General features: G+C 60.2%; 18 protein-coding genes and 1 tRNA gene. 9 read left to right on the forward strand and 10 right to left on the reverse strand.

Annotated features, from left to right (window positions below):
- Positions 1-939, forward strand: coding sequence for an alpha-E domain-containing protein (locus WI754_RS20300; protein ID WP_349435249.1), 939 nt, complete (start codon positions 1-3; stop codon positions 937-939).
- Positions 940-961: 22 nt separating this feature from the next.
- Positions 962-1,783: a transglutaminase family protein gene (locus WI754_RS20305; protein ID WP_349435250.1), complete on the forward strand. Its 822-nt coding sequence runs from the start codon at positions 962-964 to the stop codon at positions 1,781-1,783.
- Between the two features lie 10 nt (positions 1,784-1,793).
- Here the strand turns inward: WI754_RS20305 and WI754_RS20310 are convergent, their stop codons facing one another.
- From WI754_RS20310 to chvE, 8 genes are all read right to left on the reverse strand, one after another.
- Positions 1,794-2,207, reverse strand: a complete 414-nt coding sequence (locus tag WI754_RS20310) for a type II toxin-antitoxin system VapC family toxin (RefSeq protein WP_349437897.1) — start codon at positions 2,205-2,207, stop codon at positions 1,794-1,796.
- On the reverse strand, positions 2,204-2,449 hold the full coding sequence (locus WI754_RS20315) for a type II toxin-antitoxin system Phd/YefM family antitoxin (RefSeq protein ID WP_349435251.1): 246 nt from the start codon (positions 2,447-2,449) through the stop codon (positions 2,204-2,206). Before WI754_RS20315 ends, WI754_RS20310 begins: the two co-directional genes overlap by 4 nt.
- Positions 2,450-2,569: 120 nt before the next feature.
- Positions 2,570-4,309, reverse strand: a complete 1,740-nt coding sequence (gene araD / locus WI754_RS20320; RefSeq protein WP_349435252.1) for an L-arabinonate dehydratase — start codon at positions 4,307-4,309, stop codon at positions 2,570-2,572.
- Positions 4,310-4,365: 56 nt separating this feature from the next.
- Entirely contained in the window at positions 4,366-5,799 is a 1,434-nt protein-coding gene (locus tag WI754_RS20325; RefSeq protein WP_349435253.1) for an aldehyde dehydrogenase family protein, read from the reverse strand.
- Between the two features lie 69 nt (positions 5,800-5,868).
- The gene (gene araD1 / locus WI754_RS20330) at positions 5,869-6,861 is read right to left on the reverse strand and encodes an AraD1 family protein (protein ID WP_349435254.1); all 993 of its coding nucleotides are present in this window, start codon (positions 6,859-6,861) and stop codon (positions 5,869-5,871) included.
- Positions 6,862-7,093: 232 nt separating this feature from the next.
- Complete coding sequence (gene mmsB / locus WI754_RS20335; protein ID WP_349435255.1) at positions 7,094-8,302, reverse strand: multiple monosaccharide ABC transporter permease; 1,209 nt, start codon at positions 8,300-8,302, stop codon at positions 7,094-7,096.
- The gene (gene mmsA, locus WI754_RS20340; protein ID WP_349435256.1) at positions 8,302-9,837 is read right to left on the reverse strand and encodes a multiple monosaccharide ABC transporter ATP-binding protein; all 1,536 of its coding nucleotides are present in this window, start codon (positions 9,835-9,837) and stop codon (positions 8,302-8,304) included. Before mmsA ends, mmsB begins: the two co-directional genes overlap by 1 nt.
- A gap of 120 nt (positions 9,838-9,957) precedes the next feature.
- Entirely contained in the window at positions 9,958-11,025 is a 1,068-nt protein-coding gene (chvE, locus tag WI754_RS20345) for a multiple monosaccharide ABC transporter substrate-binding protein (protein WP_349435257.1), read from the reverse strand.
- A gap of 294 nt (positions 11,026-11,319) precedes the next feature.
- Between chvE and WI754_RS20350 the strand changes: the two genes are divergently transcribed.
- Positions 11,320-12,297 (forward strand): LysR family transcriptional regulator, encoded by a 978-nt coding sequence (locus WI754_RS20350; protein ID WP_349435258.1) that lies wholly within the window; start codon positions 11,320-11,322, stop codon positions 12,295-12,297.
- 53 nt (positions 12,298-12,350) lie between these two features.
- Positions 12,351-12,818, forward strand: coding sequence for a hypothetical protein (locus WI754_RS20355; RefSeq protein ID WP_349435259.1), 468 nt, complete (start codon positions 12,351-12,353; stop codon positions 12,816-12,818).
- Between the two features lie 4 nt (positions 12,819-12,822).
- Here the strand turns inward: WI754_RS20355 and WI754_RS20360 are convergent, their stop codons facing one another.
- On the reverse strand, positions 12,823-13,050 hold the full coding sequence (locus WI754_RS20360; protein ID WP_349435260.1) for a hypothetical protein: 228 nt from the start codon (positions 13,048-13,050) through the stop codon (positions 12,823-12,825).
- A 384-nt stretch (positions 13,051-13,434) separates the two neighbouring features.
- Here WI754_RS20360 and iolG point away from each other — a divergent pair, with 384 nt between their 5' ends.
- The gene (gene iolG, locus WI754_RS20365; protein ID WP_349435261.1) at positions 13,435-14,430 is read left to right on the forward strand and encodes an inositol 2-dehydrogenase; all 996 of its coding nucleotides are present in this window, start codon (positions 13,435-13,437) and stop codon (positions 14,428-14,430) included.
- A gap of 92 nt (positions 14,431-14,522) precedes the next feature.
- Here the strand turns inward: iolG and WI754_RS20370 are convergent, their stop codons facing one another.
- Entirely contained in the window at positions 14,523-15,758 is a 1,236-nt protein-coding gene (locus tag WI754_RS20370) for an ROK family transcriptional regulator (RefSeq protein WP_349435262.1), read from the reverse strand.
- A gap of 231 nt (positions 15,759-15,989) precedes the next feature.
- On the opposite strand from WI754_RS20370, the gene xylF reads away from it, so the two are divergent.
- The 4 genes from xylF (at position 15,990) to WI754_RS20390 (ending at position 19,666) form a co-directional block, all read left to right on the forward strand.
- Positions 15,990-17,030 carry a D-xylose ABC transporter substrate-binding protein gene (gene xylF, locus WI754_RS20375; RefSeq protein WP_349435263.1) on the forward strand — a complete coding sequence of 347 codons (1,041 nt, stop codon included), beginning with the start codon at positions 15,990-15,992 and terminating at the stop codon, positions 17,028-17,030.
- Between the two features lie 117 nt (positions 17,031-17,147).
- Positions 17,148-18,473 carry a sugar ABC transporter permease gene (locus tag WI754_RS20380; protein ID WP_349435264.1) on the forward strand — a complete coding sequence of 442 codons (1,326 nt, stop codon included), beginning with the start codon at positions 17,148-17,150 and terminating at the stop codon, positions 18,471-18,473.
- Between the two features lie 14 nt (positions 18,474-18,487).
- Positions 18,488-19,273 carry an ATP-binding cassette domain-containing protein gene (locus tag WI754_RS20385; protein ID WP_349435265.1) on the forward strand — a complete coding sequence of 262 codons (786 nt, stop codon included), beginning with the start codon at positions 18,488-18,490 and terminating at the stop codon, positions 19,271-19,273.
- A 316-nt stretch (positions 19,274-19,589) separates the two neighbouring features.
- A tRNA-Arg gene (locus WI754_RS20390) sits at positions 19,590-19,666 on the forward strand.
- The last annotated feature ends 121 nt before the right edge of the window (positions 19,667-19,787 follow it).

Consider the following 19,787-nt stretch of genomic DNA (forward strand, 5'->3'; position numbering starts at 1 on the left):
ATGCTTGGAAGAACCGCAAACGGCCTTTACTGGATGTTCCGCTATATCGAGCGGGCCGAAAACAGCGCCCGCCTGATCGATGCCGGCCTGCGCATGTCGCTCACGCGCTCGCAGGCGACGGAAGACGACTGGGACGGTGTGCTGCAAAGCTCGGGTGTCCGCGACATCTATGACGACCTCTACGAAAATCTGACCAGCACCGACGCGATCGACTTTCTGCTGCGCGACAAGGCGAACCCTTCGAGCGTGATGTCGTGCATCGACTCAGGCCGCAACAACGCCCGTATGGTCAGAACGGCGCTGACACGAGAAACCTGGGAAGCCACCAACGAATGCTGGCTCGACCTGAAGACAATGCTGGCCCGCCGGGTGAAAGCCGCGGACCTGCCTGAGGCAATCGACGCGATCAAGCGCAAGACTGGCCTGATCCGCGGCGCATTCCACGGCACCATGCTTCGCAACGAAATTTTCAATTTCTCGCGCATCGGCACCTTCATCGAACGCGCGGACAACACGGCGCGCATTCTGGATGTGAAATACTACGTGCTGCTTCCGGCCGTCTCGCAGGTGGGTTCCTCGATCGACAACGTGCAATGGGAATCGATCCTGCGATCGGTCTCGGCACATCGCTCCTACGGCTGGGTCTACGAGGCTGAATACAAGCCCTCCCACATTGCCGACTTCCTGATCCTCAACGGACGCATGCCGCGCTCTCTGGCCTATTGTTATGAAAAGATCGCCAGCAACCTCGGCTATCTCGCCCGTGAATACGGCGAAAGCCATGCAGCGCACGCAACCGCCGAGGAAACCCTGGCGTCGCTGCGCAGTCATTCTATCAAGGATGTGATGGACCAGGGTTTGCACGAATACATCGAGAACTTCATCAGCCACAACAACCGTCTGGGACAGGAAATCTCCGACGGCTACCGGTTCTACTAGGGTATCGGTCGGGGGAAGACACATGCGTCTGAAGATCAGCCACACCACCGAATATACCTATGACGAGCCGGTGCAATATTCGCTGCAGCGTCTGCGGCTGACGCCGCTGACCCAGCCCGGCCAGACCGTCATTAGCTGGGAGACCTCCGTCGAGGGCGCCCATATGGAGGTCGGCTACGACGACCATTTTGGAAACCGGGTCAATCTGGTCAGCGTCAATGGCGACCAGACGTCCATTCGCATCACCGCCAGCGGCGAAGTCGAGACTGAGGACAAAGCCGGCGTATACGGTGTCCACCAGGCCTATGCGCCGCTCTGGCTTTACCTGCGCGAGACACCGCTGACGAAGATGACGAAGCCGATCCGCAATCTTGCCAAGGCAATGAGCGGCGATACGGATCTTGCCAAGATGCATGCGCTGATGGGCAAGATCAATGAGATTGTCGAATACAGCCCGGGCGAAACCGGAACGGAAACGACGGCAGAGGAAGCCTTGCAAAAGAAGAGCGGCGTCTGCCAGGATCATGCGCATATCATGATTGCAGCCGCTCGCACGCTCGGCCTGCCCGCCCGCTACGTCTCCGGCTATCTGATGATGGAAGACCAGCCCGAACAGGCGGCAAGCCATGCCTGGGCGGAAGTGCATCTGAACGGTCTCGGATGGGTCGGCTTCGACGCCGCCAACAACCTCTGCCCCGACGATCGCTATGTCCGCATCGCCTGCGGCCTCGACTACCGCGATGCAGCGCCGATCTCCGGGCTCGTTCATGGTTCAGCAACGGAAGCCCTGAAGGTGGCGGTGACTGTGGAGCAGCAGGAACAGAGCCAGACGCAGAGCCAGTAAATTATCGTGCCTATGACGAGGCGGCCAAAGCAACGACGTGACCTCTCGCACCATAGTCGAGAATTGCTTGGTCGGCGGTCATCACCGGCACCTGATGGAAGCGTGCTGTGGCAACGATTATCCTGTCGGCGGGATCGGCATGAAAGCCTCCGGGCAGCCGAACACTGCCGACTGCAATCGGAGCTTCCAAGGGTGCAAGCGCAACGCCGGGCAGCGCCAAGGCTCGGCTGATCCATCGTCCGACGTCGTCGCCAAGCGCAATGCGACCTTTTTCGGCCAGCATGGCGATTTCCCAGGGCGTTATCGCTGAAATCAGAATACGGCTTCGCCGCGTCATGTCATCGATAACTTGCCTGGCCCGCTCGCCAAGACGAGGATCGTCCTGGACAGCCCAGATTAACACGTGCGTGTCGATGACGATCAATTGGCTGCGTCCCATTCACTGGGTGCGATCACCGGCGAAAAGGGATCCTCATAGGTCAGCACGCTGCCCTTCATCGCTCCGATGATACTGGCATGCCCGGCAGCATCCGGCAGCGGTGAAAGCACGGCGACAGGTTTCCCGCGCTTTGTGATGACGATCGATTCACCGTCATCCGCCATTTGATCGATGAGATTCAGGCATTTTGCCTTGAACTCGGCAGCGCCGATCGCCTTTCCGTTCATGACCACATCTCCTGTACATATATACAGAAATATAGTCATTTTTGGCCGATGGCGCAACCGAGCCATGGAATAGAAAAGGCGGAACTCAGTTCCGCCCTCTGATTTCGAATGCAGTACAGATCAGTGGCTGTCCCTGCCGACCGCGTTTCCACGACATCCCTTGAGGAAGTCGAGGTCGGCGCCGGTATCGGCCCCCTCGACATGCTGCTGGTGCAGCCAGGCATAGCCGGAAGCCGGCAGATCATGGTTCGGCTGCCATTCGGCGAGCCGCCGCGCCAACTCCTCCTCGGAAATGTCGAGATGCAGGCGACGGTTCGGCACGTCCATCTCGATCATGTCGCCGTTCTTCACCACGGCGAGCGGTCCGCCGACCGCCGCTTCCGGCGAGGTGTGCAGCACGACGGTGCCATAGGCCGTGCCGGACATGCGGGCGTCGGAGATGCGCACCATGTCGGTAATGCCCTTCTTGAGCACCTTCGGCGGCAGACCCATGTTGCCCACCTCGGCCATGCCGGGATAGCCCTTCGGCCCACAGTTCTTCATGACCATGACGCAGGTCTCGTCGATGTCGAGGTTGTCGTCGTTGATCTTGGCCTTGTAGTCGTCGATGTCCTCGAACACCACCGCCCTGCCCCGGTGCACCATCAGATGCGGCGAGGCAGCCGACGGCTTCAGCACCGCGCCCTTCGGCGCGAGATTGCCGCGCAGCACGACGATACCGCCCGAAGACGTCAGCGCCTTTTCGGCAGGCAGGATGACGTCCTCGTTCCAGTTGACGACGTCCTTGACCTCGTCCCACATGGTTTCGCCGGACACCGTCAGCGCATCCTTGTGCAGAAGGCCCGCTTCACCGAGGCGCTTCAACACCACCGGCAAGCCGCCTGCATAGAAGAACTCCTCCATCAGGTACTTGCCCGACGGCATCAGGTTGACGATGGTCGGCACGTCGCGGCCGCAGCGGTCCCAGTCATCAAGCGAAAGATCGACGCCGACGCGGCCGGCGACGGCGAGCAGGTGGATGACGGCGTTGGTCGATCCGCCGATGGCCGCATTGGTCCGTATGGCGTTCTCGAATGCCTCTTTCGTCATGATCTCGGAGGGCTTCAGGTCGTCCTTGACCATCTGGACGATCCGCCGGCCGGTGAGCTGCGCCATGACCTTGCGGCGGGAATCGACCGCCGGGATCGCGGCGTTGCCGGACAGCGCCATGCCGAGCGCCTCAGCCATGGATGCCATCGTGGAGGCCGTGCCCATGGTATTGCAGGTACCCGACGAACGGCTCATCGAGGCTTCTGCCTCGAGGAACTCGGCCTGCGTCATTTCGCCGGCCTTCACCATCTCGGAAAACTTCCACAGATGCGTACCCGAGCCGACGCGTTCACCGCGGAAATAGCCGTTCAGCATCGGGCCGCCCGTGACGACGATCGAGGGCAGATCGACTGAAGCCGCACCCATCAGAAGCGACGGGGTGGTCTTGTCGCAACCGACCATGAGCACGCAGCCGTCCATGGGTTGGCCGCGGATGGCTTCCTCCACCGCGAGCGCGGCAAGGTTGCGGTACATCATCGCGGTCGGGCGGAAGGTGTTTTCGGATGCCGAGAACACCGGTACCTCCAGCGGGAAGCCGCCAGCCTCCCACACGCCTGCCTTCACCTTTTCGGCGAGCTCGCGCAGATGACCGTTGCACGGCGTCATATCCGACCACGTGTTGAGGATGCCGATAACCGGACGTCCGTCGAACAGGTCGTGCGGATACCCCTGGTTCTTCAGCCAGCCGCGGTGATAGATCACGTCGCGGCTCGTACCGCCGTACCATTCTTGCGAGCGCAGCTTGCGCGGCCACTCAGCTTTCTTCTTCATTGTCTTCGTGTCCTTTGAAGTGCAGGACCGGCAAATGCCGATCCGGCGAAAAATGCTTACGCCAGCGTGTAGGCGGTCTTTACGACGGTGAAGAACTCGGCCGCATACTTGCCCTGTTCGCGCGAGCCGAAGCTCGACGCCTTGCGACCGCCGAACGGCACATGGAAGTCGACGCCGGCGGTCGGCAGATTGACCATCACCATGCCGGCTTCCGAATTGCGCTTGAAATGCGTCGCATGCTTGAGGCTCGTCGTCGCGATACCGGCCGACAGGCCGAACGGCGTGTCGTTGGCGACAGCGAGCGCTTCCTCGTAATCCTTGACCCGGATCACGGACGCGACCGGGCCGAAAATTTCTTCGCGCGAAATCCGCATCTGGTTGGTCGCTTCGGTGAACAGCGTCGGCTGCAGATAGAAACCGGGGTTGTCGCGGGAGATCGTCTCGCCGCCAAAAGCAAGCTTGGCGCCCTCTTTCTTGCCGATGTCGATATAGTCGGTATCGGTGGCGAGCTGCCGCTCATCAACGACCGGGCCGATATGGGTCCCCGCCTTCAATGCATCGTCGACGACCAACGTCTTCAGCTTGTCGGTCAGGGCCGCGACGAACTTATCGTGGATGCCTTCGGTGACGATCAGCCGCGACGAGGCCGTGCAGCGCTGGCCAGTGGAGAAGAAGCCGGAATTGGCGGCCGCCTCAACGGCGACGGTGAGGTCCGCGTCATCCAGAACCACCATCGGGTTCTTCCCGCCCATTTCCAGCTGGAACTTGCGGTTATGCTCGATCGAGGAGGCGGCGACGCGCTTGCCCGTGCCGGTCGAGCCGGTGAAGGTGATGCCGGCCAGATCCGGGCTGTCGAGCATTGCCTGGCCGACGATCGAGCCCTTGCCCATGACGAGGTTCAACACGCCCTTCGGCAGGCCGGCGCGATTGAGGATGTCGGCGATCGCCCAGGAGCAGCCGGGCACCAGTTCGGCCGGCTTGAACACGACGGTATTGCCGTAGCAGAGCGCCGGCGCGATCTTCCAGGCGGGAATGGCGATCGGGAAATTCCACGGCGTGATGATGCCGATGACGCCGATCGGCTCGCGGGTAATCTCGACGCCGATGTTTGGACGCACCGACGGCAGAACTTCGCCGGCAAGTCGCAGGGCTTCGCCTGCAAAGAAGTCGAAGATCTGCGCCGCGCGGATGGTCTCGCCGATCGCTTCCGGCAAGGTCTTGCCCTCCTCACGAGCAAGAAGCCGACCCAACTCGTCCTTGCGGGCCATGATCTCGTCAGAGGTCTTCCTCAGGATAGCGTGGCGCTCGAGGATGCCGGAGCGCGACCAGGCCGGGAACGCGGCCTTGGCGGCGGCAATGGCGGTCTTGGTGTCGTCGGCACTGGCGCTGGCGTAAAGACCGACCACTTCGTTGGTGTTGGACGGATTGATGTTCTCGACGCCGTTCGTGCCGACCCATTCGCCGGCAATCAGGTTATGATGGAGTGTCATGGGCTTAAAGCCTCCTTGGTTTGCGCGAGCGCCCAATAATCGGCACCCGCAGTCAAATGCGTGACGGGATTAGAGCTGGCCGATCGTGACTTCATCCTCGCCGGCGATCGCCAGCGTATTGCGCAGCGGCAGACCGAATTCCGACGCCTCGATCTCGAAAATATCGCCAGCTTCCGTCTTGATGCCATCACCGAAGGACAGCGTCGCCGTGCCGAACATGTGGACATGCACATCGCCCGGCGCGCGGAAGATACCGTATTTGAAGTGGTGATATTCGAGGTTGGCGAAGCTGTGGGACATGTTGGCCTCCCCCGACAGGAACGGCTTTTCCCACAGGACCGCGCCGTTGCGGATGATGCGCGAGGTGCCGCGAATATCGCTTGGCGCTTCGCCGACACGGATTTCCGGACCGAAGCTCGCGGGACGCAGCTTGGAGTGCGCGAGATAGAGATAGTTGACGCGTTCCGTCACGTGATCGGAAAACTCGTTGGCGACGGCAAAGCCGATACGAAACGGCGCACCTTTGTCGGAGATGACGTAGATGCCGGCCATTTCCGGTTCCTCGCCGCCATCCTGTGCGAAGGCGGGGGAGACGAGATCGTCGCCCGGTGCTACCGTCTGCGAGCCGTTGCCCTTGTAGAACCACTCGGGCTGCACGCCCTTTTCGCCAGGTTTCGGCTTGCCGCCTTCGAGGCCCATCTTGAACATCTTCATCGTGTCCGTCGCGCCCTCTTCCACCTTGGAGACGGCTGCATGCATGGCGTCGCGGGTCGCAGCCGAGCCGAGATGGGTAAGGCCCGTGCCGGTCAGGTGCAGATGCGCGGCATCCGGATGGGTGATCGGCGGCAGGAACAGCCCCTTGGCGTAGACGTCCTGAAGATCGACTTCGTCGCCGAGGCCGTGCGCCTCGACGACAGCTTTCAGACTCTTGCCGGCATTGGCAGCTTCCATTGCCAGCGCATAGACGCTGGTCGCCCCCTTCACCGCCCGGGCGCCCTCGCCCAATTCGCGAACGGCCACCGTGATCGAGCCATCATTGTTCTTTACCTGGGAAATCAGCACAGCCTTGTCCTTTTCTAGATCCGGGCTGTTTTTCGGCGTCAAGCGGCTGGCTTTCGGCAACAACAACCCATTGGGAGACGCATGAGCGCTCCCATTCATGGCGGCAAAGCCGCCGTTTTCGTCATGATGCGCGGGCCGGAGCGCTATCGCCTAGTGTAAGCGCGAGAGACGCCCCGGCACCAAGATTTGCTTCGACCGGCCAAGCCGGCGCCGCGGGACGGAGCGAAACCGGTCAGCCCTTGTTCTTGTTGTAGACGTCGAAGAACACGGCAGCCAGAAGCACGAGGCCCTTGACGAGCTGCTGGTAGTCGATGCCGAGACCCATGATCGACATGCCGTTGTTCATGACGCCCATGATGAAGGCGCCGATGACGGCACCCGTGATCTTGCCGACGCCACCCGATGCCGATGCGCCACCGATGAAGCAGGCCGCGATCACGTCAAGCTCGAAGCCGACGCCGGCCTTCGGCGTAGCTGAGTTCAGACGCGCCGCGATGATCATCCCGGCAAGAGCCGCAAGCACACCCATGTTGACGAAGGTGTAGAACGTCAGCCGCTCGGTGTTGATACCGGAGAGCTTCGCCGCCTTCTCGTTACCGCCCATCGCGTAGATGCGCCGACCAATCGTCGAACGGGTCGTGACGAAGGTGTAAAGGGCAATCAGAAGCGCCATCACCACGAGGACGTTCGGGAAGCCCTTGTATGTCGAAAGCTGGAACCCCAGGAAAATGGCCACGGCGCTGATGATCCCCATTTGGAGAACAAAGAAAGCGAAGGGCTCGTTTTCTGTTCCATGCAGATCGTTGGTCCGGCGGTCCTTGATCCCGTAGTAGATCGCCAATGCGACCAGCACCAGCACAGCCACCAGTGCGAAGAAATTGGCGATGACACCCGGGAGAGGATTGAGGAAATAGAGGAAGTCCGGAATGAAGCCGGTCGACAACAGCTGGAAATCCTTCGGGAAAGGCCCGATCGGCCTGTTCTGCAGCGCCAGATAGGTGAGACCGCGGAAGACGAGCATGCCGGCAAGAGTGACGATGAAGGCCGGAATTTTCCGATAGGCGACCCAATAGCCCTGGGCTGCCCCGACCAGTCCGCCGAGAGCCAGACACAACGGCACGACGATGGAGAAATGCAATCCCCACTTGACGAGCATGATCGCCGAAAGGCCGCCCGTAAACGCGACGATCGAGCCGACGGAAAGGTCGATATGGCCGGCAACGATGATCAGCAGCATTCCGAGCGCCATGATGACGATGAACGAATTCTGCAGCACGAGGTTGGTGAGGTTGACGGGCTTGAACAGCACGCCATTCGTCAAGAACTGGAAGAACAGCATGATGACCACGAGTGCGACAAGCAGGCCGTATTCGCGGATATTGTTCCTGAGATAGTCCCCGATGGAGGGCGTGGTTTTCGGAGCGCTGGTTTCGGCGACCATTAGTGTTTCTCCCCGGAGCGCATGATGGCGCGCATGATGGATTCCTGGCTTGCTTCTTTTTTCGAAAGCTCGGCGACGATGCGACCTTCGTTCATGACGTAGATGCGGTCGCAGGTTCCGAGAAGCTCGGGCATTTCCGATGAGATCATCAGGATGCCTTTGCCTTCTGCGGCAAGCTGATTGATGATGGTGTAGATTTCGTACTTCGCCCCGACATCGATGCCGCGTGTCGGCTCGTCGAGGATCAGCACTTCAGGCGTGGTAAACAGCCATTTGGACAGAACGACCTTCTGCTGGTTGCCGCCCGACAGGTTCACGGCCTCCTGATAGATCGAATGGGAACGGATACGCAACTTCGACCGGTAATCGGTCGCGACCTTCCGTTCCTTGTGGTCATCGATCACGCCGCCGTTTGCCACCGCGTTGAGATTGGCAAGCGTCGTGTTGTGCATGATGTTGTTGTTCAACACCAGCCCGAGCTGCTTTCGATCTTCCGTCACATAGGCAAGACCTGCGTTGATCGCACGCGGAATGGTGCTCACGTCGACCTGTTTGCCATGCATGAAGACTTCACCGGTGATCTTGTGCCCCCAGGATTTGCCGAAGATGCTCATCACTGTTTCGGTCCGGCCAGCACCCATCAGACCCGCAATGCCGACGACTTCGCCGGCTCGGACGTTGAAATTGACATTGTGCAGGAACTGCCGGTCACGGTGTTGCTGGTGGAAGACGTTCCAGTTCTTCACCTCAAGCAGCATCTCGCCGATCTTCGGCTCGCGCGGCGGATAGCGGTCTTCCATATCGCGGCCGACCATGCCCTTGATGATCCGGTCCTCGCTGATGTCCTCGTTGTGACAGTCGAGCGTTTCGACGGTCCCGCCGTCGCGCAGGATGGTGATCTTGTCGGCGACCTTCTTGATCTCGTTGAGCTTGTGCGAAATGATGATCGAGGTCATGCCCTGCTTGCGGAATTCCATCAGCAGCTTTAGCAGCGCGTCGGAATCGGTCTCGTTGAGCGAGGCCGTCGGCTCGTCGAGGATCAGCAGCCTGACCTTCTTGGAAAGGGCTTTGGCGATTTCCACCAATTGCTGCTTGCCAACGCCGATATCCGTGATGCGCGTCGTCGGCGGCTCCTTGAGGCCGACTTTGGACAGAAGTTCCTGCGTTCGCGAGAAGGTCTGCGGCCAATTGATGACGCCGTTGGTGGCGATCTCGTTGCCCAGAAAAATGTTTTCGGCGATTGAGAGCAGCGGAACGAGCGCCAGCTCCTGATGGATGATGATGATGCCGAGATGTTCGCTGTCGGAAATCGTCGAGAAATTGCGAACTTCGCGGTCGTAATGGATTTCGCCATCATAGGTACCGGCGGGATAGACACCGCTCAACACCTTCATCAGGGTTGATTTTCCGGCTCCGTTTTCGCCGACAAGCGCGTGAATCTCACCCTCGCGAACCTTGAGATTGACATTGTCCAAGGCCTTTACGCCCGGAAACGTCTTGGTGATGCCCCGCATTTCGAGAATGATGTTGTCCATGTTCAGGTATTCCTGCGGCAGTCCGTGAATGATGAGGCCAAACAAACCAACAATACAAAGTCCCTCATCAAGATAAAAGGGCCCGCAAGCAATCGCGGGCCCCAAATGGAAGAGGCGGGATCAGTTGTTGATCTGGTCTTCCGTGTAGTAACCGGCGCCGACCAGAACTTCCTTGACGTTGGTCTTGTCGACGGAAACCGGCTTCAGAAGGTAGGACGGAACAACCTTGACGCCGTTGTCGTAGGTCTTGGTGTCGTTGATTTCCGGCTCCTTGCCACCCATGATGGCGTCCGTCATGCTCACGGCAACCTTGGCAAGCTCGCGGGTGTCCTTGAAGACCGAGGAATGCTGTTCGTCAGCAAGGATCGACTTGACCGACGGCAGCTCGGCGTCCTGACCGGTGACAACAGGCATCGGCATGTCGCCCGAGCCGTAGCCAACGCCCTTCAGAGCGGAGATGATGCCGATGGACAGACCATCGTAAGGCGACAGAACGCCATCAACCTTGGCATCGGTGTAGGTCGAGGAGAGGAGGTTTTCCATGCGGGCCTGTGCAACGGCACCGTCCCAACGCAGCGTACCAACCTGGTCCATGCCCATCTGGCCGGACTTCACTTCAATCTTCTTGGCATCGATCAGCGGCTGCAGAACCGACATTGCGCCATCATAGAAGAAGAAGGCGTTGTTGTCGTCCGGCGAGCCGCCGAAGAGTTCGACGTTCTTCGGCGCGGTGGCGCCATCAAGCTTCAGGCCGTTGACCAGCGAGGTTGCCTGGAGCACGCCGACCTGGAAGTTGTCGAAGGTTGCGTAGTAGTCGACATTGCCCGAATCGCGGATCAGGCGGTCGTAAGCGATAACCTTGACGCCGGCGTCATGGGCCTTCTGCAGGATATCGGACAGCGTGGTGCCGTCGATGGCGGCGATGACGAGAACCTTGGCACCCTTGGTGACCATGTTTTCGATCTGAGCCAGCTGGTTCGGGATGTCGTCGTCAGCAAACTGCAGGTCCGGGGTGTAGCCGGATTCCTTGAACAGCTTTTCCATGGTCTCGCCGTCGGAAATCCAGCGGGTCGAGGTCTTGGTCGGCATGGAAATGCCGACGGTGCCCTTGTCCTGGGCGACCGCCGGAACGACGAACGACGCCACGCTGAGCGCTGCGGCGGCGAGAAGCGAAGTAATCAATTTCATGTATCTCTCCCTGAGTGTTGATCCAGGCAAGCTGTCCGGCCGGCCTCGATATGTGCAGCGCTTCGCGTAGCCGAGAGACGAAAATCCTCGGCGGAGGTTTAAGGGGTGAAAGAAAGCCCTCCCAGGCCCTACACGCTCCCAAGCACGCGGCGCACATGGCGGCAAACTGGAATCAAAGATCATAACTGTCAAATACAATATGGGTGTATATTTATAACAATTTTGATATAGTAAGACAGAACAGTGTGATTTTTCGCGAGAGCGAAGGCATTTTTCTCGGAAGGCGGGTAAAATATGGACGATCCGGTACTACACTCATCCGTTCCAGTGGATTATTCAGACCGTGGAATTTTTCGCTCCGGCTTGAAACTGAGTCACCTGCAGCTGATTCTCGCCATCGAAGACCACGGTCAGATCAGCGCTGCGGCAGACGCGCTGAGCGTATCCCAGCCCGCGGCCTCGCGCATGCTCGGAGAAATCGAGGCTATTCTCAAGGCACCGCTTTGCGCCCGCATCGCCCGCGGCGTCGAATTGACGCAATATGGAAGAGCATTGGCCCGGCGGGCCCGGACGATCTTTCTGGAACTGCGGGAGACGGCGCGCGAGATCACCGAACTGAAGACCGGAAGCGGCGGCTCCGTATCGCTCGGCTCCGTCACCGGCCCCGCCCTCAATCTTGCGGTTCCAGCTGTCCGCCAGGTATCGACCGCCTACCCCGGCATCGAGATCAACATCCAGATCGAAAACAGCAATGTGCTCGTGCGCGAACTCCTCTCCGCTCGGCACGACTTCGTCATCGGCCGTATACCCGACGACATGGACCCGCGACAGTTCAACCTGATTGAGATCGGCGAGGAGGATGTCTGCCTGATCGTGCGCGACGGCCATCCGTTGCTCGACAAAGCCCTTGTCAGTTCCGCCGATCTCCCTGGCTATGACTGGGTCTTCCAGCCACAGGGAACACTGCTGCGCCGAGCCGTCGAGGACAGCTTCCTGTCGGCAGGAACGCCCCTGCCCGCAACCATCATCAACACCTCGTCGATCATCCTGACAGTCTCGATCGTCCGGCACACCAATGCGATAGCCCCGGTCGCTCGCGACGTCGCCGATCTGATTGCCAGCAATGGAAGCCAGGCGGGCGAGATCCGCATTCTGCCCACCGATTTCAACATCAAGATCCGCCCCTATAGCCTGATCACCGCGCGCGGTCGCGCCCTGCCGCCGAGCGCCAAGCTTCTTTACGATCTGATCCTCAAGCAGAGCACGGCGTGATCAGGCCCGCAAAACCTTCCCGTGCTTTGATATCCGCGGAAAAGGGAGAGCGTATGTTCGGGATGTCGGTGTTCCAGTCGGTGCTGGAGCGGTTGAAAGCTGAGGAAGACGAGGACGGCGCAACCCACCAAGAGCTGGCGCCGTCTGCGAACATCCGTGGCCTCAACGCCGGCTTTGTCGGCAACCTCGCGTCATCTGGCATGGCCGACGGGGACGCAGTGCGGCGCGCCTATTTCGATACGTCGAGTGAGGATATGCTCGCTCCGCCAAAACCGGCGCCCAAGCCTGTCATGCCGGATCATCTTTGCCGCATTCGCCCTGAGCAGATTGCCGCTGACCTGGGGTTGACAGACACGGAAACCCCAACGGGTCTGGCAGACAAACGTCGGCGCTTCGCCGCTGAAAACCACCCCGACCGCCATCATCCGGACTTCCGGGGCAATGCGACCATCCGCATGAAGATCGCCAACCTGCTGATTGACGAGGCACAGCGGCGCCTGCGCCTGACGCAGAGGAACTAACGGATCAGACGGAGTCGTCCGTCTTTGTCTCTTCGACAACCTCGGCCTTTGGCTTGAAGAAGATGATCAGAACACAGCCGGCATAAGCCGAGACGGCCAGGAAAATCATCCCCCAGGTATTTTCTCCCTGCCAGAATTCAAACGCCGTCCATGCCGCACAGAAGGCGACGATCAGAAGCCGAACCCAGAGCGGCCGGTAGAACGCATGGTCCGGGTCGATGAACTTGATCATGGGAAAGCGTCCTTGAGAGTTTGGCAAGCCTTGAGGCCCACAACAATGATAACAGCTTTATGTCCAAAAAGGCGGCTGCCGCAAGGGAGCATCGGTTTACCCGCTTGACGGCAACGCGACAAATAGAATAATTATTCCGAAAATAACAGACATTACTTTTTCATTCCGATTTCAAGTGTGCCGGAGGAGTATGCGGCATGCCCGGGCTCGGAAGAAAGCGGCGGGAGAGGGACCACCACGCCGGCTCCGATAGAGCGGTTGCCGGGCGCCTGAAAATCACATCGAACGCCAGAGCAAAGCCGACTTCCACCACGCCTGTCCGGAGTGAGCGTCATCACTTCGCCCCTTCGCGGCGATCCGCCGCCCGTCAAAAAGAGATGTAACATGACTGTCAGATTTGGTCTTCTCGGCGCCGGCCGCATTGGCAAGGTTCACGCCAAGGCCGTCAGCGGCAACCCCGATGCGGTTCTTGTCGCGGTGGCAGACGCCTTCCCGGCCGCCGCCGAAGCGATCGCCAAGGCCTATGGTTGCGACGTCCGCACGATCGAAGCGATCGAAAAGGCTTCGGATATCGACGCAGTGGTGATCTGCACGCCGACAGACACGCATGCCGACCTGATCGAGCGCTTCGCCCGCGCCGGCAAGGCAATCTTCTGCGAAAAGCCGATCGATCTCGATGTTGGCCGCGTCCGCGAATGCATGAAGGTGGTCGAAGAGACCAAGGGCAAGCTGATGGTCGGTTTCAACCGCCGCTTCGACCCGCATTTCATGGCCGTTCGCAAGGCGATCGACGACGGCAAGATCGGCACTGTGGAAATGGTGACGATCATCTCGCGCGATCCGGGCGCCCCGCCGGTCGACTATATCAAGCGCTCCGGCGGCATTTTCCGTGACATGACCATCCATGACTTCGACATGGCGCGTTTCCTGCTCGGCGAGGAACCGGTCGCCGTGACGGCTCATGCGGCCGTTCTCGTCGATCCGGAAATCGGCAAGGCAGGCGACTATGACAGCGTTTCCGTCATCCTAGAAACCGCGTCCGGCAAACAGGCGATCATCTCGAATTCCCGCCGCGCCACCTATGGCTACGACCAGCGCATCGAGGTGCATGGCTCGAAGGGCGTCGTCTCGGCGGAAAACCAGCGCGCCGTCTCGATCGAAATCGCCAATGGCGACGGCTATACCCGCCCGCCGCTGCATGATTTCTTCATGACGCGCTACACCGAAGCCTATGCCAACGAGATCGCCAGCTTCATTTCCGCGATCGAAAAGGGCACCAAGATCACCCCTTCGGGTGCCGACGGGCTGGCAGCCTTGGCGCTGGCAGACGCCGCCGTGAAATCCGTTGCCGAGAAGCGCCAGATCCGCGTCGACGCTTAAGGAGCGTTAGGCCTGATCCACGAAGAAGGGCCGGGTTTTCGCCCGGCCTTTTGTTTTGATTGCAGTCACCACCAAAAAGCCCCCCAACCTTCTCACGCCGTGTCCCCTCCCGTCGGAAGCGGCCGAAAAGCCGCAATGTCGTGATCCATGTCGGTCAGCGCCCGGTCGAGGTGGCCGTCGAATACCAGTCTCTGCTCATCGAAAATGACGGAAATTTCCGGCCGCCCCTGCAGGCGCACCTCGTGCGACTGCTCAAGGCCTTCGTCGATGCCCCTCTGCAGCAGATCGAAATAGCGCGTTCCCGGCCCGGTGATGAAGATCGGCATGCGATCATAGAAGCTGAGCAGTCGGGAAAGGCCGTTGCCGAGCGCAAGGCCCGCCTGGCGGAAGGCGTAACCCGCCATCCGGTTTCCCTGCCGCGCGCTCGTGGCGATCTTGTCCATTTCGACAAGCGGCACGAACTTTGCCGGGATCGTATCCGGCGGAACCTCGAAGGCCGAGCGCAGAATTCCGTAAAAGCCGGCGGACGCCTCGATGCAACCAAACGAGCCACAGCGACAGAGGCAACCATTGGCCGCATGCAGCATGTGCCCAAAATTGGGCGCCGTCACCTCGAGCTCGCCAAACCGGTCCTTGCGGGCAATGCCAAGCCCTATGCTGTGACCAAGCGACAAAGCCGCAAGCGCGCGGAACGAGCCGCTCTCAGCCGTATCCGCCTTCATCCCCAGTGCCTGCGCGACCAGCAAGGTCTCGTTGTTCACGGTCACCTTGGCGCGCCATTCCGGCTGCAACAGGGAGGCAAAATCGATCTGCTCTCCGCCAAACACCGGTGACCATAAAAGCCGCCGGCCATCGGCATCGACCGTTCCCTTGCTGCTGATCGAAACGGCGAGAACCTGTGACTTGTCCAGGCGCGACCGGTCGATCAACCGGTCGAGTGCCTCAAGAAACCCATCGGCGAAATGCTTCGTTCCGGCAACCTTGCTATTGCGCGCATCCTCGAAGCGGTCGATCAGGCGCCCGGAATAGTCGACGAGGGAATATTGAACCACGTCCGAGGATATTCTCACCGCGATGAGGAACCCGCTATCCCGGCGTTGCGCGAACAGCACGCGTGGACGACCCCGACCGGAATGCGCCTGCTGCTCGGTCTTCTCGATGACTTCGGCCCGTTCCAGTTCAGCGGTGATCGCCGAAACGGTTGCCGAGGCCAACCCGGTCTGTTCGGAAATATCCGTGTGCGACAGCGGCCCCATGCGCCTGAGCGCCGCAAGCACGAGTGCGCTGTTCTGCTGACGTACCAGTTCGGTGCTGGATTTGGTCAGCATTGCGCATTCCTGTTATTATCGGTGATTCTCACAAACACATGCTCCTCCCAAAGCATCTGTCCGGTGCAACAGCCTTTGTCAAAGCCTTGTTGACAGCCCCAAAAAACTCTGACATCTATTTTCTCGACTGTCGAGAAAAAACTCTTTCGGGTTGACGGCAGGATTTTTTTGCTGGCCAGGGGCCGTGCGGGAGGTTCGCACGGGCGGCCAGCGGCCATTTGGGAGGACTTCATGAAATCAGTTTTCAAACTGATGGCAGGTGTTGCCATCATCGCATCCATGCATTCCGCAGCCATCGCCAAGGACCTGGTGGTCGGCGTTTCCTGGTCGAACTTCCAGGAAGAGCGCTGGAAAACCGACGAAGCCGCGATCAAGGCCGCCCTTGAAGCATCCGGCGACAAATACATCTCGGCTGACGCACAGGCTTCCGCCGCAAAGCAGCTGACCGACATCGAATCGCTGATCGCACAGGGCGCCAACGCCATCATCGTTCTGGCCCAGGACAGCGAAGCCATCGGCCCGGCGATCGAAAAGGCCGCCGCCGAAGGTATCCCGGTCGTCGGTTACGACCGCCTGATCGAAAATCCGGCCGCCTACTACATCACCTTCGACAACAAGGAAGTCGGTCGCATGCAGGCCGCCGAAGTGTTCAAGGTGAAGCCGGAAGGCAACTACGTCTTCATCAAGGGTGCATCGACCGATCCGAACGCCGACTTCCTGTTCTCCGGACAGATGGAAGTGCTGAAGGAAGCCATGGACGCCGGCAAGATCAAGAATGTCGGCGAAGCCTACACCGATGGCTGGAAGCCTGAAGCTGCGCAGAAGAACATGGAGCAGTTCCTCACCGCCAACGACAACAAGGTCGATGGCGTCGTTTCGTCCAACGACGGCATGGCCGGCGGTGTAGTCGCGGCTCTCGAGGCCCAGGGCCTCGCAGGCTCGGTTCCGGTTTCCGGCCAGGACGGCGATAAGGCCGCTTTGAACCGCGTCGCGCTCGGTACGCAGACCGTATCGGTCTGGAAGGACTCGCGTGAACTCGGCAAGAAGGCCGGCGAAATCGCCGTAGCGCTTGCTGGCGGTGCTGCCATGGATGCCATCGAAGGCACCGTCAAGTTCTCCGGTGGCCCGAAGGGCGTCGAGATGAACTCCTTCTTCATCGCGCCGCAGCCGATCACCAAGGACAATCTGAACGTCGTCATCGACGCCGGCTGGATTTCCAAGGAAGAAACCTGCCAGGGCGTCAAGGCCGGAACCGTTGCTGTCTGCAACTGATCCGATCCCGAGCATGGGTCTGTAAGGTTCGGTCACGAGCGCCGCAGCGACACCGTTGCGGCGCTTCTCCGATGTCCGGCACCTTGAACGACAAGAATAAGGGGGAGTACTCAGAAAATGGCTCACACCACCATAGCCGCGCCGTCCAGCAGCATACGCCAAACACAGGGCACGGCCTTACAGCGATTTCTGCAGGCGACGGAAATAGACACACGGCTTCTCGGCATGATCGCGGCCCTGCTGATCATCTGGCTCGGCTTTCAGATTTCGACCGGCGGACTTTTCAGCGGGCTGTTCCTGACCCCGCGCAATCTCTGGAACCTTACGGTTCAGGCAGCCTCCGTCTCGGTCATGGCAACGGGCATGGTGCTGGTCATCGTCACCCGCAACATTGACCTGTCCGTCGGCTCGATCCTCGGCTTCGTCGGCATGATCATGGCAATCACCCAGGTCAAGATCCTGCCGCCCCTCATCGGTTTTGATCACCCCGCCACCTGGATCATTGCGCTCACCATCGGCATCTTGCTCGGAACCGCCATCGGCGCGTTTCAGGGCATGATCGTCGCCTTCCTCAATGTGCCCTCCTTCATCGTCACGCTCGGCGGACTGCTGGTCTGGCGCGCGGGCGCCTTCCTGGTCATCAGCGGCGCAACTGTCGCACCGATGGATACGACGTTCCGCCTGATGGGCGGCGGCGCGGAAGGATCGATCGGCGCCACCGCGAGCTGGATCGTCGGCGTCGTCGCCTGCCTCTTCATCGTCGCGTCGATCATCAATTCGCGCAAGCAGCGCAAGCGGTTCGGTTTTCCACTGCGTCCGATGTGGGCGGAATATTTCCTCTCGGTCGTCGGCTGCGTCATGGTGCTCTGTGCCGTCTGGGTGCTGAACAGCTATTACATGCCGGTCAACCTCGCCAAGAAATTTGCTGAGGCCCACAACATTCCCTGGCCGGAGGGTGGGCTGCAGATTCCGCTCGGCATCGCTATCCCGGTCCTGATGGCCGTGGGTATCGCGATTGCGATGAGCTTCCTCACCACCCGCACCCGCTTCGGCCGCTATGTTTTCGCCATCGGCGGCAATCCGGAAGCAGCCGAACTCGCCGGCATCAAGACCCGTTGGGTCACCGTGCGCATCTTCGCATTGATGGGCGCACTCTGCGCCATCGCCGCGGCGATCTCCACCGCCCGCCTCAACGCCGCCACCAACGCGCAGGGCACGCTCGATGAGCTCTATACGATCGCTGCGGCCGTTATCGGCGGCACGTCGCTCGCCGGCGGCATGGGAACGATCGCAGGTGCCGTTCTCGGCGCAATCGTGATGCAGTCGCTGCAATCGGGCATGGTGCTTCTGCGTGTAGACACCCCGCTGCAAAGCATCGTCATCGGCATCGTGCTGGTCATGGCCGTCTGGCTGGATACCGTTTATCGCGGCCGAGCCAAGTAAGAGGAGTTCGAACAATGACGGAACAACGCACTCCCCTCGTGGAAATGAAGAACATTTCCATATCCTTCGGCGGCATCCATGCTGTCGACAACGCCTCGGTCGATCTTTACCCGGGCGAAGTCGTGGCCCTGCTCGGCCATAACGGCGCCGGCAAATCGACGCTGATCAAGATCCTGTCGGGCGCCTACAAGCGCGACGCCGGAGAAATCCTGATCAACGGAGAGCCGGTGCATATCAGCAACCCCCGCGACGCCAAGAAATACGGTATCGAGACGATCTACCAAACGCTCGCCGTTGCCGACAACGTCGATGCCGCCGCCAACCTCTATCTCGGCCGCGAGCTCAGAACCCCCTGGGGCACGCTCGACGACGTCGCGATGGAAGCCAAGGCGCGCGAGGTGATGGGGCGGCTCAACCCGAACTTCCGCCGCTTCAAGGAGCCGGTGAAGGCGCTGTCTGGCGGTCAGCGCCAGTCGGTGGCGATTGCCCGCGCCATCCTGTTCGATGCCCGCATCCTGATCATGGACGAGCCGACGGCAGCACTCGGGCCCCAGGAAACGGCGCAGGTCGGCGAGCTGATCAAGCAATTGAAGCGCGAAGGCATCGGCATCTTCCTGATCAGCCACGACATCCACGACGTCTTCGATCTCGCCGATCGCGTCTCGGTGATGAAGAACGGCCAGGTCGTCGGCCATGCCCGCACCGAAGATGTCACCAAGGACGAGGTACTCGGCATGATCATCCTCGGCAAGGTCCCGCCCAAAGCCATCCCCGGCCCGGGTGCCATGCAGACGGCGTGAACTTAAGCTCTCTGAAAATCGAATGCCGCGCTCCAGAAAGCGCGGCATTTTTGTTGGCAGGCAAGCGGCCAGCTTTTCCGACGAAGACGCTGTCCCGCTCCACCCGTATTGCCTCCGTAGGAGCCCGGACGCCCCGCATCCCTTGAAGCGATGGCAGCACCGGTCGAGAAAGCACCTGACGTGACCGCCCTCGCCGACGCCAGACAGCAAACTCGGGATTTTCCTTTCAAAGCTGCGCATTGACCATTGATGCGCAGCATTTCCTAGGCTATGAACCGCTCACAGCCTGCTTCGGCGGTTAGAGACCGCCGCGGATGCACCCGTAGCTCAGCTGGATAGAGTGTTGGATTCCGATTCCAAAGGTCACAGGTTCGAATCCTGTCGGGTGCGCCATTTCCTTCCAAGACCCGGATAAATCCAAAGACCAGACGACGACGGTATATCGGCTGCCACTTGCGGATATCGCAGATCGCTCAGTGATGTACTGCGGGAGATTAGCGGGGGGGGTTCGAGG

The sequence above is a fragment of the Pararhizobium sp. A13 genome (genome assembly GCF_040126305.1).
In the GTDB taxonomy this organism is placed as follows: Bacteria; Pseudomonadota; Alphaproteobacteria; order Rhizobiales; family Rhizobiaceae; genus Pararhizobium.

What these genes read in the sequence shown, in the direction of transcription:
- chvE (WP_349435257.1), bottom strand. Translation starts at nt 11,025, where the DNA reads ATGAAATTGATTACTTCGCTTCTCGCCGCCGCAGCGCTCAGCGTGGCG.
- WI754_RS20355 (WP_349435259.1), top strand. Translation starts at nt 12,351, where the DNA reads ATGTTCGGGATGTCGGTGTTCCAGTCGGTGCTGGAGCGGTTGAAAGCT.
- WI754_RS20350 (WP_349435258.1), top strand. Translation starts at nt 11,320, where the DNA reads ATGGACGATCCGGTACTACACTCATCCGTTCCAGTGGATTATTCAGAC.
- WI754_RS20300 (WP_349435249.1), top strand. Translation starts at nt 1, where the DNA reads ATGCTTGGAAGAACCGCAAACGGCCTTTACTGGATGTTCCGCTATATC.
- WI754_RS20370 (WP_349435262.1), bottom strand. Translation starts at nt 15,758, where the DNA reads ATGCTGACCAAATCCAGCACCGAACTGGTACGTCAGCAGAACAGCGCA.
- mmsA (WP_349435256.1), bottom strand. Translation starts at nt 9,837, where the DNA reads ATGGACAACATCATTCTCGAAATGCGGGGCATCACCAAGACGTTTCCG.
- WI754_RS20380 (WP_349435264.1), top strand. Translation starts at nt 17,148, where the DNA reads ATGGCTCACACCACCATAGCCGCGCCGTCCAGCAGCATACGCCAAACA.
- WI754_RS20385 (WP_349435265.1), top strand. Translation starts at nt 18,488, where the DNA reads ATGACGGAACAACGCACTCCCCTCGTGGAAATGAAGAACATTTCCATA.
- araD (WP_349435252.1), bottom strand. Translation starts at nt 4,309, where the DNA reads ATGAAGAAGAAAGCTGAGTGGCCGCGCAAGCTGCGCTCGCAAGAATGG.
- WI754_RS20360 (WP_349435260.1), bottom strand. Translation starts at nt 13,050, where the DNA reads ATGATCAAGTTCATCGACCCGGACCATGCGTTCTACCGGCCGCTCTGG.
- xylF (WP_349435263.1), top strand. Translation starts at nt 15,990, where the DNA reads ATGAAATCAGTTTTCAAACTGATGGCAGGTGTTGCCATCATCGCATCC.
- iolG (WP_349435261.1), top strand. Translation starts at nt 13,435, where the DNA reads ATGACTGTCAGATTTGGTCTTCTCGGCGCCGGCCGCATTGGCAAGGTT.
- WI754_RS20325 (WP_349435253.1), bottom strand. Translation starts at nt 5,799, where the DNA reads ATGACACTCCATCATAACCTGATTGCCGGCGAATGGGTCGGCACGAAC.
- mmsB (WP_349435255.1), bottom strand. Translation starts at nt 8,302, where the DNA reads ATGGTCGCCGAAACCAGCGCTCCGAAAACCACGCCCTCCATCGGGGAC.
- WI754_RS20315 (WP_349435251.1), bottom strand. Translation starts at nt 2,449, where the DNA reads ATGAACGGAAAGGCGATCGGCGCTGCCGAGTTCAAGGCAAAATGCCTG.
- WI754_RS20305 (WP_349435250.1), top strand. Translation starts at nt 962, where the DNA reads ATGCGTCTGAAGATCAGCCACACCACCGAATATACCTATGACGAGCCG.